The following is a 14,349-nucleotide window of genomic DNA, read 5'->3' on the forward strand; positions in this document are numbered from 1 at the left end:
CGTTCGGACCCGGCCCCGCCGGTCGTACTCCCTGCCGTGACGCGTCAGCCGGCGCCGGGCCGGCCGCTGCTCGTGCCTCGGTAGCCGAGATCCTGCGCGGCGAAGTCCTTCCGCACCACGTGTGCGGAGGACACCGTCGCGACCGTGGCCGCACCGCGCACGATCGACGCGGAGTTGGTGCCGTAGGCGAGCGGGAACAGCCTCGCCTGGACACCGGCGGCGGCCTGGTAGCTCTGGCCGGCGCCCCCGATCGTCGCGTTCACCGTCGCCGGGGCGACGAGGAACGTGAGCACCTCCACCGAGTCCCTGGGCGGGTCGGTCCCCGCCCTGGGGGTCATCAACTTCGTCTGACCGCCCGTCGGGCGGGCCGCGGCGAACTGCACGCGATGCGTGAGATACGCCGTGTCCCGGGTGATCGTGGGCCACGCACCGGTCTTGAGCCGGACCAGGTAGTAGTCCGAGATGTCGACCCAGGTGTGCCCCGAGTTGGCCGAGGGCGCGAACTGGGTGCCCTCGGAGTAGTCGTTCCAGGTGGTCAGCTGCACCCAGTCGGCGCCGCCGGAGATGCTGTTGTCCCAGGAGACCCGCAGGTTCTCGGTGTTGTTCGCCTCGTCGTAGATCCCCTGGTTGGGACGCTCGTCCTGCACCGCGACCGGCTGCATCCAGATCTTGCCGAGGCTGTGCGCCTTGGCGATGTCCGACCGGATGTTGCCCTGGCGGTTGGGACTGCGATTGCCCCAACTGGAGAACCCGTAGCTGACCGAGGCGTACTTGTCGGCGTTCGCCGAGAAGTTCAGGAACACCGGGACCAAGGCGACCTTGGTCTGATGGGACTTCTCCATCGTGGTGATGAACTGCCCCCACCACTGTGGCGTCTGCTGCTCCGCCTTGAAGGGGGAGATCACCACCCGACCGTCCGGGAGACGCCGGACGGAGGCGGAGGACGCCAGGTCGGCCATCGACGCGGCGAGACCGGCGGGGGTGACGTCCTTGAGCGAGGTCATGTCCGGCATCGGCACGATCGTGAAGCCGGGATCGGTACTCTCGGCCGCCTTGATCAGCGTCTTGAGCCTGCTCCAGTGCGCACCGGCGGTGTTCAATACGTCGACGGTGAAGCCGTCGACACCGGCCGCGGTCGCGTCCCGGATCTCCCGCTGCATGTCCGCGAGTTGCCAATCCCCGGGCAGTGGCGCGCGCGGCGCCGGCCGATCCCGCAGCAGACCTCCGTAGGCGGCGTGCTTGCCGTTCTCGCCCGCCGGGTCGAGGTAATTGCGCTGGTAGTAGTCCTGATTCGGCTCCTTGTTGTCGAGGGAGGCGGGGTAGGGGGTGAAGTAGTGCGCGTACACCTTCTTCTCGCTCGCGCGCAGTGCCGCCGTGGACGGCATCTCGAAGGGCAGCGCTCCGGTGGTGGGGGTGGACGGATCGGTCCAGCGGACCGAGAGCCGGGGAGCCTGGGCGGCCCCCGCGCGCGTGGACTGGAACACGCCCTGCGCGCCCTTGGCCGCGGTCAGCGCGAAGGTGTACGACCCGTTGCCGGTGAACGTCGAGGACACGTCGATGGAGCCGACCTGCCCCGCGGCGAACCCGTCGCGCGAGCCCACCTCGTCCCCGAACGCCGGCTGCCGGTTCCAGGTCAGCGTCTTCGCCGACCAGGCACCGGTGACCTTGTGCACCCGTAGGGAAGTGTCGGTGGTCCGGGCCGAGTACAGGTCCAGACTCAGCCGCACGTCCCGGGCGCCCGCGGGCACGCCCGCGACGGTGAACCGCAGGAAGGCGCGACGCTCGGAGCGCGCGAGCCCCTCGCAGGTCTCCGGACACACCGACAGCCAGGTCTGCGAGTCGTGGGTCTTGGCCGGAGCCACCTGACTCACATAGGCGTTCTCTGTGGTGGGCACCGTGGCCTTGGAGTTGTCCGAGTCACCCGACGCGACCCCGAAGGTGACGGCACCGCCGACCAACAGGAACGCGGGCAACACGAATTTGAGCGAACGAAATCGCAAGAAGCCCTCCACGGTACTTCGAGGCAATCGACGTCGACTCATCCGCGATCGGCAGGGGCCCGAATCGGGCCACGACATGACCCGGCCCGGCCCCGAAGGGGACGCCGGCGCGGTGCGACGTCGGGAGCGGGCGGTCAGCCTGCGGCGCCCGGCCGGCGGGGGTCGCGTCGGTGGGGGCGGCGGCCGATCAGCAGGAGTGCGCCGACCCCGGAGACGAGCACGGCCGCCGACGCGCCGGCGATCCGCAACACGCCGTCACTCGCGCCGGTGTGGGCCAGTTGACCCGGCGCATCGCCCGAGGCGGGCGGGGTTCGCTGGTCGTCGGGAGGAGCCGACGCCGACGTCGAGGTCGACGCCGAGGGTGAGGTGGACGGGGGCTTCGACGTCGTGGTGGCGGACGTCGAGGGGCTGGGCTTCGAGGTCGGCGCACCGGTACTGGGCACGGCGGTGGTCGGCGGGGCCGTGGTCGGCGGCTTGGTCGACGGCTTCGGCGACGACGGCGCGCATTCCTTGCCGCCGTTCCACCCCGCGATCAGGTCGGTCGGGAATTTCGCGTCGGGATAACGCGGCAGCGGATTGGCCTTCCCGTCGAAGACCTTGTCGTTGCCGTACAGGTCGATCTGGCCGAAGCACGGCGGCGCGTAGCGGGTGATGTCGAGGGCGGCGGTGGGGTGCGCACCGGTGAGGGACACCGTGCGGGATCCGAGATAGCGCTGCACCCCCGAGGTCTTCCAGGTGGGGCCGTCCGCGCTGTACGCGGCGAGGGTGACCTTGTACGTGCAGGACTTCGGTACGTTGCCGGCGACGCGCACGCTCACCTTGGTCGCGAGGGAACCCAACAGGCCCGCCTTGGACCAGGTCTTGCCGTTGTCGACGGACCATTCGATGGCGACCGTCCCGCACGCCTTGGCGTCGTCGTCGCTCGCGTGGGCGGGGCCGGCGCCGGCCACGGTCGCGACCAGCGCCACGGCGCCGACGCCCAGGCCCGCGGCGAACCTGCCGGACACCCTTCGTCTGATCGTCGTGTCGGTGTGACTTCGTTGCACTGTGCTGCTCCCCGGGCTGGGTGAGGGGTGACGACTCCATCCGCGGTCGGAAGGAGTCCGGGGGCAGGTTCGCGCCGTGCGTGGGTGCGAGGAAGGGCGAGTCGGTCACCCGGGACGGGTATACGCGCGGGTAGCCGCCGTGCGCGGTCCTTGCCGTCCTCGTCGTCCGCCGTCAGGCCGACTGGGCGCCGACGCCTTCCGGCAACACCCGGCCCACCCAATCCCGTACCGCCGTCTCGGTGGACGCGGCGTCGGTCGACTCGCGTCGGTCGAAGACCCGGAAGCGAGCCGCGTCGTCGTGCGCGAGCCGCTCGAACAGGACGGCCTTGTGGTGGAGTTGCACCGGGTCGAGCAGTTTTTCGTGGTCCTGCGCGCGCAATCGCTCGACGACGGCTTCCGGTTCGTCCACGTTGATCAGCACGACACCGGGGAGCGGTCGCCATTCGGCGACGGTCTCCAGGAACCGGCGCGCGCTGCGGTGTGCCCGGTCGACGTCGCCGGGGTGGCGGGCGACCGCGTCCTCGACGGCCGCCGTGTAGACGCCGCGCTGCTCGACGACGGTGCGTCCGGCGGCCAGGAACAGCCGGGCGGATTCGTAGCGGTGGGCCTGCATCGCGATCAGGGTCAGCGTCTCCGAGGCGGACCGTCCGCCCCTGATGTACGGGTCGCCCCCGACCGCCTCGGCCAGCGCCATCAAGGTGGCGAAGTCCGGCCGGGCGTTCGGTTCGCGGGTGGATCCGACGAAGATGCGCGGGGGTGAGATGATCGACCGCAGCAGCGCCGAACTCACCTCGTACGCCTCCAGTCCCTCCACCCCCACGAGCAGGCCGGGGCGTCTGACGCGCCCACCCGTGACGACCTTGGATTCGCGTTCTCGGGTGGGGTCCTGCGTTGTCTGAGACATGGTCGAATGTTGCGCCGGGGCGATCGGTCGACAACAGGCCGCGACGGGCATCAGCGATGGGTAAACCCCATGGTAATAAGGGGAGTTCGCCGAACCCCGGGCCGGGGTGTCCGCCGGGGGGTCGATCGCCGGTCGGCTACCGGACGGCGGTGCCGAGCGCCGAGCCGGCGTCGAGCGCCGGGGAGGCGGGAGCCGAAGCGGTGTCGGTGACGACCACGCAGGCCATGGTACGGGCCAACTCCCGGTCCACGACCGCGGACAGGCCGCCCCGGCGCGCGGCGTCGCGCTGGCGCGAGGCACCGGAACCCTCCGCGAGCACCCGCTCGATCGCGGTCTCGACCCGGTCGAGGTCGTCGGTCTCGCGCAGGTACGGGGCCATGTCGGCCACCAGGGCACGGACCACCGTGGCCGCAGGACGTGTCACTGCGGCCACGGGGTCGATCAGGTCGTGCGCGAGCCCGGAGCGCCCCGCGTGGCGGATCGCGTCCAGGGCGATCGTCGGCGAGGCCGCGGGGGGCGTGCGGTGCGCGACGACGGCACGGGAGGCGTACCGGTAGAGCGCGCGGAACAGGGCCGCGATCGCGACGGTCGCCTCGACGTCGGCGATGGCGTCACAGACGCGGAGTTCGAGCATGGGCGCGTGCGCCGACAGGCGGAGCGGAAGGCGCGGCGTCTCGCGTGGCGACGTCGTGCCGCCGACACCGCGTGCGGCCTTCGTCGGGGCCGAGACCTCCGGGCGGTTCCAGCGCCAACTGGCGTGGCCCGTGTCGCGGCCGGCCCAGTACGGCGAACTCGACGACAGGGCCAACAGCGTGGGGACATGCGGCATGATCCACGCGATCGCCCGGGTCGCCACCTCGCGGTCCTCGGCCTCGACGCGGACGAACATGCCGCAGGTGACCGGGTCGTCGGCGGGTTCCGGGTCGCGGTACGGATGATTGTGCTCCGGGAACTCCCGGTTCGCGTCCGGGGTCCGGTTCGCGTTCGCCAGGGGTGCGGTTCCGCTTGCCAGCGCGCCCAGGTGCAGGCCCGCGGCGCGTTGTACCAGGATTCCGCGCAGCGCCACCAACTCACCGCGCAAGTCGCCGAGTTCGTGGTGCGCGGAACCGACGAGCCGGATCGTCGAAGAGGTGCCCCCGCCGACGAAGGCGCCGATCGGAAGTCGGTGCAGGAGCCCGCGTGCCGACGGGACCACCCGTTTGGTGGCCAAGTCGACGACGTGGAACTCTTCTTCGATACCCAGCTTGAGCACAGTGACCCCTTCATCGGCCTCGGCAGGGCGCCGACGAGGTCCGGGCAACCCGTGTCCGCGGGCACCCCGTCTCGTCGCCTGCCGCCTCGGACCCATCCGATCGGCGTCCGGAACAACGGAGCCCATCGTCGCCACGGGCCGAGCGGGGCAGAAGGACGGGGTGGTTACCACGTATGGGTAAATCCTCCGGTAGCCCGGGTGTCCGGTGCGGTTCAGTTCGGCGGGGGCGGGCTGCCGGGCGGCCGCGGCGGCAGGTCTCGCGGAGGTGTGGCCGGCCGCGCGTGCGCGCTCCACGGGGAGACGGGCACCGGGGCGGATGCGGCGGACCTGCGGCGCAGTGCGTAGCCCGCGGCCGTCGCGACCAGGAACGCGGCGACCGTCGCGCCGACCGGGATGCCCCAGTCGGAGGCGGCGGACGACGTGTCGCCGTCGCCGGTCCGGGCCGCCGCGTGTGCGGTCGAGTCGGCGACGGGGCGGCCTTGGGCGGGGGGCGGCGTTCGGGTCTGTGCTCCGTTGTCGGGATCGATCGGCTCATCCGGGTGTTGCACGGGCACACCCTCGACGGATACTTCCAGCGTGATCGGGACGACGACGCCGCGTTGCGGTCCCTGGGCGCCCGAGATCGAGACCTGGATGTAGTACGGCCCGCGCAGCGCGTAGTGGTCGTCCTTGAACTCCTTCAAGGAGCCCTTCGTCCCGTCGAAGTTCTCGTACTTCTTGCCGTCGCCCACGGTCCACGCGCCCGAGGACACCTCCAGACGCGAGGTGCCGGGCGTGAGTTGGTTCGGCGGGGCGGCGGTGTTCGGGATGGCCTCCCGCAGCGGGTTGTAGAGGTTGACGACGAAGCGGGGGCCCTGTTTGTGCGGGAAGTCGGTCGGGATGTCGACGGAACCCTTGACCGACAATTTCTGGCCCGCCTGCACGTACACGCGCCAGAACAGGAAGTCGCCCACGACCAGGCTCTCCCGATGCACGCCGGAGACGAGCGTGCCCGCGCCGTTGAACGAATAGCCGCCGGCGGCCTCGGCCGCCGCCGGGGGTTCGGCGCCGGCCGCCGTGCCGGTGAGGGCGATCGGGGCGGTCAGGGCGGTGACGGCGGCCAGGACGGCGATTGCCCGACGGATGCCCGGTATGCGGCTCATGTTCGGCTCCGACGGCGGCGTGAGGAGGTGGCCACGAAGGAGCCCAGGGCGCCGCCGAGGAGGATGGCGCCGGCGATGAGGGCGACGGTGGTCGTGGTGCCGGGAGCGTTGTCGTCGTCGGCCGCGCGGGCGGCCACCGAGGCGCGGGAGTCGTCGGTGGAACCCCCGGAGGGCATCTCGGCGTTCGCGCCGGCGGTGGCGCCGGTGGTGGGGATGACGGCCGGGGCGTCGTCGGGCCGCGTGGCGTCCGCCCGCTTCGGATGGCTGATCAGGAGTTCGAGGAGGATCCGACGTTGGGGGTCGACCTCGGCGTTGTGCGAGATCCGCAGGCAGCCGATGCCGTCCGGCGCCTTGGCCGTGTTGTGCTTTCCGCCGGTCGCGCCGGTGGTGACGATGTTGTTCGCCTCCAGGGCCACACCCTCGCTCAGGAGCCAGCTCTGCGGCAGGTCCGGCGGACCGGAGCGGATGAACAGGTGGGTCAGGAACGCCGAGTTCTCCCGACTGTCCTCGTGGCGCATGCGCTCCGAGAAGATGGCGGTGGCGCCGATGGCCAGGTCCTCGTCCGGGCTCTTGCGGATGCGATACCAGAGGTCGCGGCTGGTGGTGAACGCGTCGAGATACTGGCCGTCCTCGACCATCGGCGCGTTCGGGCAACCGGTCGTGGCGCCCTGGACGGGGCGTCCGGAGGCCGCGTACGGGGTCGCGGCCCGCCGGAAGAGACCGGTCATGCCGGACACCAGCGAGTCGGCGTCCTTCGCGTCGGCGTACGCCCCGCCGCCGGCGGTGGTGATGCACTTGAGCTGGTCGCGGGCCGCTCCCGAGACGTTGAAGCCGACCGCGTCCACCGTCAATCTGGTGCCGCCCGCGTTCAACTCCTTGGCGACCTCGCACGGTTGCGGCGGCGCGCAGGTGTCCTCGCCGTCCGACACGAGGATCACGTGCCGCTCGCCCTGCGTACCGAGGTCGTTCGAGGCGGCCCGCAAGGCGTTGCCGATCGGGGTGAATCCGATCGCGGTCAACTCGGCGACCTGCTGCCGGGCCGTGCTCTTGGCCGCCGCGGTCGGCGTCGCGACCGGCATCAGGAGGCGGGTGTCGGCGCACCCCTGGACCTTGTCGGTTCCCGAGTAGGTCGAGCCGTAGACGCGGATGCCGACCTGCGCGGTGGCCGGAGCCGTGTCGAGGATGCGGTTCACCGCCTGCTTGGCGGCTTCCAGACGGGTCTGCCCGCCGCCGGCGTCGTTCTGCTTCATCGAGCCGGAAAGGTCGAGTACCAACTCCACCTTGGCCGGCTCCGACGTGCTCTGCGGCGCCGGATCGGCCGTCGCCAGGGAAGCGGGCCCGCACAGCGCGAGGAACAGCGCGGCCGATGTCACGGCCGCGCAAGCGCGTAGGTATCGGATCACAGAGTCGATCATGGGAGCCGGAACCTCCGATGCCAAGAGGGAAGGCCCATCGGACTCGCTGCACCGATCGTGGTCCGGCTCATCCTGAACGCCGAAGAGCGAGGCGGATAGCCGGATTGCGCGAGCGGAGAGCCGGCCGCACGCTCGGCCTCCCGACCGGCGACCAGCGGCGAAGAGGTGGCGCCGAGGGCGGGCCTGGTGTTGGGTTGGGCTTTGCGTCGGTCGGCCTCGGTGCCCGCGCCCGGTTCCCGACCACAGGCCCAGAAGCGCCGTTGCTCAGCGTAAGACTTCGTGGACCCAGCGGGTCTTGGCAGCACGGTCACCAAGTCGCAGTCTTGTCCAACGGCCTTGCAAGCCAACGGATTTCGGCTGTTTCGGCGACCCGCCCGAGGGCCCGCCGACTTCGCTCGACCACGGGGGCGGCCCGACCGTCGAGGGCACGGGACGGTACCGACGCCATGGCTGTCCGGCCGAGGGAACACACGCGGGCGGCGGAACACGTGCAGCCGACACTGGACACATCTCAAGGGGACGCATGTCGATTCGGACTGTGGGTGTCGAAGAAGAGTTTCACATCGTCGACCGTCGGACGGGGAGGTTGAGCCCGGCGGGTACGGAACTGCTCGCCGAGCTCCCGGCGGCCGGCTTCACCGGTGAGGCCAAGGAAGCGTCGATCGAGACCAACAGCCAACCACACCGCGAACTGGCCGACCTGCGCGCCGACCTGATCGCCTCCCGAAGCCTCCTGGCCCGTGCGGCCGAGAAGATCGGCGTGGCCGTGATCGCCTCGGGCACCGCGCCGTTGATGGACCTGGCGGACTCGCCCCAGGCCCCGGGCGACCGCTACGCCGCGATCAAACGCGACTACGCCCTGGTGGCGGACGAGCAGGTGATCTGCGGGATGCACGTCCACGTCGGGATCGAGGACCGCGACGTGGCCGCGCGGGCGATGGCCTGGATCTCGCCGCATCTGCCCACCCTCCTCGCGCTGTCGGCCAGTTCCCCCTACTGGCTCGGTACCGACACCGGATACGCGAGTTGGCGCAACATGCTCTGGCAACGCTGGCCGTCGGCGGGCCCGGCCGACGGTTTCGCGTCGGCCCGGGAGTACGACGCCATGCTGGAAGGCCTGGTCCGCTCGGGGGTGATCCTCGACCTCGGCATGCACTACCAGGACCTGCGACTGTCCTCGCACGTGCCGACGATCGAGATGCGCATCTGCGACGCCTGTCCGGACGTGGACACGTCCGTGCTCATCGCCGTGCTCTTCCGCGCCCTCGTGCACCGCGCGATCCGGTCCGTCGAAGCCGGGGAACGACCTCCGCAGCACTCGCCGGCCTGGCTGCGCGCCGCGACCTGGCGGGCCGCGCGCTCGGGTCTCGAAGGTCAGTTGATCGATCCGACGACGATGGCCGGCGACTCGGCGCGCACGGTGATCTGGACGCTGATCGAGAACCTGATGCCGGATCTGGTCGCGGCGGGGGACTTCGCCTTCGTGCGCGCCGTGACCAAGCGGATGTTGGATGCCGGGAGCAGCGCGGCGCAGCAGCTTCGGATGGACGATCCGTCGCCGCGGGCGGCGGCGCAATTGTTGCGGGCGCAGACGGTGTCGTTCGGCGAGATGCCGGGTGCGAGCGCGGGTGCGGGGGCGAACGGGGTCGCGCGCAAGAAGCGTTCTGGCGAGGTGGGTGAGGGAGAGGGTGCGGATTCGGGTGTGGACGCGAGCGTGGAGCTGGTGACCGATACGCCCACTTTGGTTGCCTGATGTTGCTGGTCTCGCGGCAGTGAGTGAGCGCTTGCCGGAACGGGTGCACGGATTCTCGTGCACCCGTTTTGCTTTGCCGCGAACCATGTCTGTCCACATCTTGATACCTAAATCTCATTATTCGACATGACGGCGTACCGTGAGGCGCATCGGCGAATCGGGATCGCGAGAAGCGAGGGCGTCATGTCGAAGGAATCCGCGGTATATACACACGGGCACCATGAATCCGTGCTGCGTTCGCACACCTGGCGGACCGCCGCCAACTCGGCGGCCTACCTGCTCGACCGGATCGAACCGCACATGAGGATCCTGGACATCGGGTGCGGGCCGGGCACCATCACGGCCGACCTGGCGGCACTGGTCCCCGACGGCGGGGTCACCGGTGTCGACCACGCGCCGGACATCCTGGACCGGGCGCGCGCCACCGCCGCCGAACGCGGGCTGGACAACACGGAGTTCGCGGTCGCCGACGTGCACGCCCTGGAGTACCCGGACGACACGTTCTGCGTCGTACACGCGCACCAGGTGCTGCAACACGTGGGCGACCCGGTGCGGGCCCTGCGGGAGATGTACCGGGTGACCAAGCCGGGCGGGTTCATCGCCGCCCGGGACGCGGACTATCCGGCGATGGTCTGGTTCCCGCCCGTGCCCGGCATGGACGAATGGCTGGACCTGTACCTGCGGGTGGCCCGCGCCAACGGTGGCGCGCCGGACGCGGGGCGGCGGCTCAAGTCCTGGGCGCTGCAAGCCGGTTACCCCGACGTCACCGCCTCGTCGAGCACGTGGTGCTTTGCCGACCCGGCGGAGCGCGCCTGGTGGAGCGACCTGTGGGCGGACCGCACCCTGGCCTCGGCCTACGCCGACCGCGCCGTCGCCGCCGGCCACGCGACCCCCGACGAACTGCACGCGGTGTCGAACGCCTGGCGACGGTGGGGCGGTCGCGAGGACGGCTGGTTCTCGGTACAACACGGAGAAATCCTCTGCCGCAAGGCGCGTTGATAACAGGCTCTTCGAAGGCTGAGTCGGCGACATCCTGGTGCTTGCCGGCGCCGGTGTGATCGAGGCACTGCCGGCCGCGGACGCGGTCGACCGCCTGGCGCTCACCGTGTTCCCGGTCTTCCTCGGCGGCGGCCCGCGCCTGTTCGAGGACGGCCTGCCGACGGCCGAGTGGACGCTCACGGCGCGATCCGCGGGCGAACACGGCACGCTGTGCCTCGTCTACGACCGCGTCCGCGGGGGATTCGCGGGGTGACTTTGGAGCGACCCGGTGTGGTCAGGACGCCGGCGTCGGGGCACGGTGGTGCGGGCCGGCGGTGAACCAGGCTCGGGCCAGGTCGGCGACGGCGGCGAGGGTGCCGGGCTCGGCGAAGAGGTGGCCGGCGTGAGGTACGACCGCCAGCTCGCTTTCGCAGCGCAGCCGGGCGCGGGCCTGTTCGTTCAGGGCGAGGACGCTCGTGTCGTCGCCGCCGACGATGAGCAGGGTACGGGCGGTGACCTCGGGCAGGCGGGGCGCGGCCAGGTCGGGCCTGCCGCCGCGGCTGACGACGGCGCTCACCCGGTCGCCGAGGTCGGCCGCGGCCCACAACGCGGCGGCGGCGCCGGTACTGGCGCCGAAGTAGGCGACGCTCGCCGCCCGGGCCTCGGGTCGTTCGCCAAGTTCGCGGGTGACGGCGACCAGGCGTGCGGCCAGGAGTTCGATGTCGAAGACGTTGCCTCGGGCCTGTTCCTCGGTTTCGGTGAGCAGGTCGAAGAGCAGGGTGCCCAGGCCGGCCCGGTTGAGGACGTCGGCCACGAAGCGGTTGCGGGGGCTGTGCCGGCTGCTGCCGCTGCCGTGGGCGAACACCACGATGCGGTCGGCTCCGGCGGGGACGGTGAGCCGGCCGCGCAGTCGCACGGCGCCGACGGGCAGGTCCACGTCCTCGTCCGTCGGGCCGGCCCCGCCGGACGGGCCCGGTGTCGGGTTCCGGGCGGCGGCGCGGGCCAGGCAGTCGACGACCTCCTCGTCGGTGGTCTGGGAGAAGTCCGAGTAGAACTGTCCGACCGCCATGAAGCCGAGGGGGTTGTGCAGGCAGACCAGTTCGTCGGCGTCCGCTCCCGCCGACCAGCCGGACGGCGCGACGGGCACGGCGAGGACCACGCGGGCGGCGCCGCGGGCCCGGACGGTGCGGCAGGCGGCGAGGGCGGTGGATCCGGTGGCGATGCCGTCGTCGACGATCAGGACGGTGCGGTCGGCGAGTTCGGGGGGTGGTCGGCGGTCCCGGTAGCGGTGCGCGCGCTCGGCCAGCAGGGCCCGCTCGCGCTCTTCGATGTCTCGCAACGTGGTCGCGGAGACGCGCGAGCCGCGCACGACGCGGTCGTTGAGCACGAGCGTCCCGTCCTCGGCGATGGCCCCCATGCCCAGTTCGGGGTGGGACGGCACGCCGAGTTTGCGCACCAGGCATACGTCCAGGGGTGCGTGCAGGGCCTCGGCCACCTGAGCCGCGACCGGTACCCCGCCTCGGGGCAGGCCCAGGACGATCACGTCCTCGCCGGCGAGGTGGGTCAGCCCGGCGGCGAGTTGTCGACCCGCGTCGACTCGATCGGTGAAGAGCATGGTTCCTCCTCCGTGCGAACGCGGGCAAGAGGCCGGGGCTCGGGCCGTGGGGGCGGTTCCGGGGGAGGCGGCCCGGGCGATCGGCGGCGGTCGACCCGACACGGGTGGTTCCGGCGCGGGCGCGGTGGGTGATCGCGGTCGCCGATCTCGGCTCGTCCCGCTCCTTCGATTCTGCGACTCCGGCGCACCGAGTGCCCGTCGTCGCGACGACGGGACGCGCACGCGAGACAGACGGCGGACGGACGAGAGACAGTGGAAGGGGACAGCATCGCCATCGAGGGGGGTTCCCAGGGTTACCGGGAGCTGTCATGACAACCGGACGTCGGCCCGTGGTGGTCGGAGTCGAGAACTCGGCGGCGGGCATGCTCGCCGTCTCCTGGGCCGCCGACGAGGCCGCCCGACACGCGCTGCCGCTGCACCTGGTCCACGCGTCGGAGTGGCCGGCCGATCCGGCGGGCGTGGAGGCCGCGGCGGAGTCGAGCCGGCACGACGGTCGGCTGCATCGCGCGCACGTCTTCGACTGGTCGGTCGAGACGTATCCCGAGGCCGGGGTCCCCGTGGTGCGCCGCAGTTGGGCCGAACGTCGGCGCGCGGCCGACGAGGCGCTGCTGGACAAGGCGCGGGTGGTGGCGGCCAAGCGCAGACCGGACGTGGCGGTGACCACGGCCGCGATCGACGGGCGGCCGGTGGACGTGTTGCGGGTGCAGGCGCGTGAGGCGAGTGTGCTGGTGCTCGGGTCGCGCCGATTGTCCGCGTTCACCGAGTTGTTGACGACGGGCGGCATCGCGGTTCCGGTGAGTGCGCACGCGCCGTGTCCGGTGGCGGTGGTACGTGGGCCCGAGCCGATCACCGGGGAGCCGCCGGTGGTGGTGGTGGGCGTCGACGGGTCGGCCGGATGCGAGCGGGCCGTCGGGTACGCCTTCGAGACCGCCTCGTTGCGCGGCGCGGGCCTGCGGGCGGTGCACGTGCGGCCGCCGACGGCGAGCATGGTGGCCGCGTTCGGCAGCGAGGCCGAGGTGGAGGAGGCGCTGGTCCGGCTGGGCGAGACGCTGGCGGGGTGGGGCGAGAAGTATCCGGACGTGTCGGTGGAGCGGGTGACGATTCTGGGCCATCGGGTGCGCGCGTTGGCGGATGCGGCGGCGGACGCGCTGTGTCTGGTGGTGGGCAGTCGGGGAATGGGCGGTTTCCGCGGCATGCTTCTGGGCTCGGTCACCAACGGGCTGATCCACCACGCTCCCGGGCCGCTGGTGATCGTTCCGCAGGGCGGCGACGTCGGGTGAGCGCGTGGTGGGCTCGGGTACGGGCGGGTCGTGGACGCGTCGCGGTGCGCGATCCGGGTAGGCGGGCGATGGAGTGCTCGGAGCACGAGAGCCGTCGGGGACGCGTCGGGAGCCATCCGAGCGGGAGACGGACGGGAGGCCCCGGGGCGAACCCGGAAAGTGATGCGAGGGAGACAGAGCGATGACCATTCCCATGCCGGTGGACCCGGATACCCGCCCGCCGCAACCGACGCCCTGGCCGGGCCCGGGCCCGGAGCCGGTGCCCGTGCCGGAGCCGGAGCCGCCGCGACCGGGGCCCACGCCCGAACCGGAGCCGGGCCCGGAGCCCGAGCCGCAGCCCGTGTGACCTCGGCGATCGTGTCGGCGTGTGCCGGGCCGGGGACGCGGTGCGAGCGGGTCCGGTACGGGTTGGGGCGGCCCCGAAGACGGGCGTAGCGTTGACGGGTGGGGGTGCCGCACGCAATCCCGAGCGGAACGGATGTGAGCGTCGTGATCGTCATCGGACTCTTCGTCGCGGCGGCGAGTGTCGCGTTCGCGGCCCTGCTCGTCGCGTACAACACCTCCGGGGGTCCCGAGTACACGGTGAGCATGTTCGACACGGACATGGTCACCCTCGACACGCTGGCGGCGTTCCTGGCGGGTCTGGCGCTGGCGCTGTTGTTCTGCGCGGCGCTGGCGATGGTGGCGACGGGCATGCGGACGCGGGCGCGGCGGCGCAACTCCGCGGCCCGCGTGGGGGATTACGACCGGGACGGCCGGTTGGCCCGCTACCGGACCGCGCACGAGTGGCGGGCGGATCCGGCCCGGACCGAGCGTGCGGATGTGCGTGGGGAGCCGACGGCGCCTGCGCCGCAACGGCCGCCGGAGCCGCCGGAGGGCTTGGGTCCGCCGCCGAAGCCCGCGGCGCGGCGCTCGCCACCGCCACCACCACCGGAGTAGCGGGGGGCACTGCCGGAGCGGGTGC

The 14,349-nt window shown here is 71.9% G+C and carries 13 protein-coding genes; 6 read left to right on the plus strand and 7 right to left on the minus strand.

The genetic code is table 11. From position 1 onward, the window contains the following. Positions 1 to 44 precede the first annotated feature (44 nt). From ACFRCG_RS47395 to ACFRCG_RS47420, 6 genes are all read right to left on the minus strand, one after another. A complete protein-coding gene (locus ACFRCG_RS47395) occupies positions 45 to 2,000 on the minus strand; it encodes an endo-1,3-alpha-glucanase family glycosylhydrolase (protein ID WP_380042893.1) in 1,956 nt (651 codons plus the stop codon). A gap of 134 nt (positions 2,001 to 2,134) precedes the next feature. Further along, a complete protein-coding gene (locus ACFRCG_RS47400) occupies positions 2,135 to 3,007 on the minus strand; it encodes a hypothetical protein (RefSeq protein ID WP_380042894.1) in 873 nt (290 codons plus the stop codon). Positions 3,008 to 3,218: 211 nt separating this feature from the next. After that, entirely contained in the window at positions 3,219 to 3,950 is a 732-nt protein-coding gene (locus ACFRCG_RS47405; RefSeq protein ID WP_380042895.1) for a hypothetical protein, read from the minus strand. 136 nt (positions 3,951 to 4,086) lie between these two features. Next, positions 4,087 to 5,202 carry a glutamate-cysteine ligase family protein gene (locus tag ACFRCG_RS47410; RefSeq protein ID WP_380042896.1) on the minus strand — a complete coding sequence of 372 codons (1,116 nt, stop codon included), beginning with the start codon at positions 5,200 to 5,202 and terminating at the stop codon, positions 4,087 to 4,089. Between the two features lie 212 nt (positions 5,203 to 5,414). After that, the gene (locus tag ACFRCG_RS47415) at positions 5,415 to 6,344 is read right to left on the minus strand and encodes a hypothetical protein (RefSeq protein WP_380042897.1); all 930 of its coding nucleotides are present in this window, start codon (positions 6,342 to 6,344) and stop codon (positions 5,415 to 5,417) included. Further along, positions 6,341 to 7,759 (minus strand): VWA domain-containing protein, encoded by a 1,419-nt coding sequence (locus ACFRCG_RS47420; RefSeq protein WP_380042898.1) that lies wholly within the window; start codon positions 7,757 to 7,759, stop codon positions 6,341 to 6,343. Before ACFRCG_RS47420 ends, ACFRCG_RS47415 begins: the two co-directional genes overlap by 4 nt. A 523-nt stretch (positions 7,760 to 8,282) precedes the next feature. Here ACFRCG_RS47420 and ACFRCG_RS47425 point away from each other — a divergent pair. From ACFRCG_RS47425 to ACFRCG_RS47435, 3 genes are all read left to right on the plus strand, one after another. Continuing rightward, positions 8,283 to 9,512, plus strand: a complete 1,230-nt coding sequence (locus tag ACFRCG_RS47425; RefSeq protein WP_380042899.1) for a glutamate--cysteine ligase — start codon at positions 8,283 to 8,285, stop codon at positions 9,510 to 9,512. A 183-nt stretch (positions 9,513 to 9,695) separates the two neighbouring features. Beyond that, positions 9,696 to 10,511 carry a class I SAM-dependent methyltransferase gene (locus ACFRCG_RS47430; RefSeq protein ID WP_380042900.1) on the plus strand — a complete coding sequence of 272 codons (816 nt, stop codon included), beginning with the start codon at positions 9,696 to 9,698 and terminating at the stop codon, positions 10,509 to 10,511. A 37-nt stretch (positions 10,512 to 10,548) separates the two neighbouring features. After that, complete coding sequence (locus ACFRCG_RS47435; RefSeq protein WP_380042901.1) at positions 10,549 to 10,764, plus strand: dihydrofolate reductase family protein; 216 nt, start codon at positions 10,549 to 10,551, stop codon at positions 10,762 to 10,764. 21 nt (positions 10,765 to 10,785) lie between these two features. Here ACFRCG_RS47435 and ACFRCG_RS47440 read toward each other — a convergent pair whose 3' ends face one another. Beyond that, positions 10,786 to 12,105, minus strand: a complete 1,320-nt coding sequence (locus ACFRCG_RS47440) for a phosphoribosyltransferase family protein (protein WP_380042902.1) — start codon at positions 12,103 to 12,105, stop codon at positions 10,786 to 10,788. A 308-nt stretch (positions 12,106 to 12,413) separates the two neighbouring features. On the opposite strand from ACFRCG_RS47440, the gene ACFRCG_RS47445 reads away from it, so the two are divergent. The 3 genes from ACFRCG_RS47445 (at position 12,414) to ACFRCG_RS47455 (ending at position 14,324) form a co-directional block, all read left to right on the plus strand. Continuing rightward, complete coding sequence (locus tag ACFRCG_RS47445; RefSeq protein WP_380042903.1) at positions 12,414 to 13,385, plus strand: universal stress protein; 972 nt, start codon at positions 12,414 to 12,416, stop codon at positions 13,383 to 13,385. A gap of 181 nt (positions 13,386 to 13,566) precedes the next feature. Then, on the plus strand, positions 13,567 to 13,731 hold the full coding sequence (locus ACFRCG_RS47450) for a hypothetical protein (RefSeq protein ID WP_380042904.1): 165 nt from the start codon (positions 13,567 to 13,569) through the stop codon (positions 13,729 to 13,731). A 134-nt stretch (positions 13,732 to 13,865) separates the two neighbouring features. Next, the gene (locus ACFRCG_RS47455; protein WP_380042905.1) at positions 13,866 to 14,324 is read left to right on the plus strand and encodes a hypothetical protein; all 459 of its coding nucleotides are present in this window, start codon (positions 13,866 to 13,868) and stop codon (positions 14,322 to 14,324) included. The last annotated feature ends 25 nt before the right edge of the window (positions 14,325 to 14,349 follow it).

It is taken from the genome of Embleya sp. NPDC056575, from assembly GCF_042793325.1.
Taxonomy (GTDB): Bacteria; Actinomycetota; Actinomycetes; order Streptomycetales; family Streptomycetaceae; genus Embleya.

Bases quoted from the DNA above. Each gene is read 5' to 3' on its own strand.
- ACFRCG_RS47430 (WP_380042900.1), top strand. From the start codon at position 9,696: ATGTCGAAGGAATCCGCGGTATATACACACGGGCACCATGAATCCGTG.
- ACFRCG_RS47440 (WP_380042902.1), bottom strand. From the start codon at position 12,105: ATGCTCTTCACCGATCGAGTCGACGCGGGTCGACAACTCGCCGCCGGG.
- ACFRCG_RS47415 (WP_380042897.1), bottom strand. From the start codon at position 6,344: ATGAGCCGCATACCGGGCATCCGTCGGGCAATCGCCGTCCTGGCCGCC.
- ACFRCG_RS47420 (WP_380042898.1), bottom strand. From the start codon at position 7,759: ATGATCGACTCTGTGATCCGATACCTACGCGCTTGCGCGGCCGTGACA.
- ACFRCG_RS47425 (WP_380042899.1), top strand. From the start codon at position 8,283: ATGTCGATTCGGACTGTGGGTGTCGAAGAAGAGTTTCACATCGTCGAC.
- ACFRCG_RS47445 (WP_380042903.1), top strand. From the start codon at position 12,414: ATGACAACCGGACGTCGGCCCGTGGTGGTCGGAGTCGAGAACTCGGCG.
- ACFRCG_RS47405 (WP_380042895.1), bottom strand. From the start codon at position 3,950: ATGTCTCAGACAACGCAGGACCCCACCCGAGAACGCGAATCCAAGGTC.
- ACFRCG_RS47450 (WP_380042904.1), top strand. From the start codon at position 13,567: ATGACCATTCCCATGCCGGTGGACCCGGATACCCGCCCGCCGCAACCG.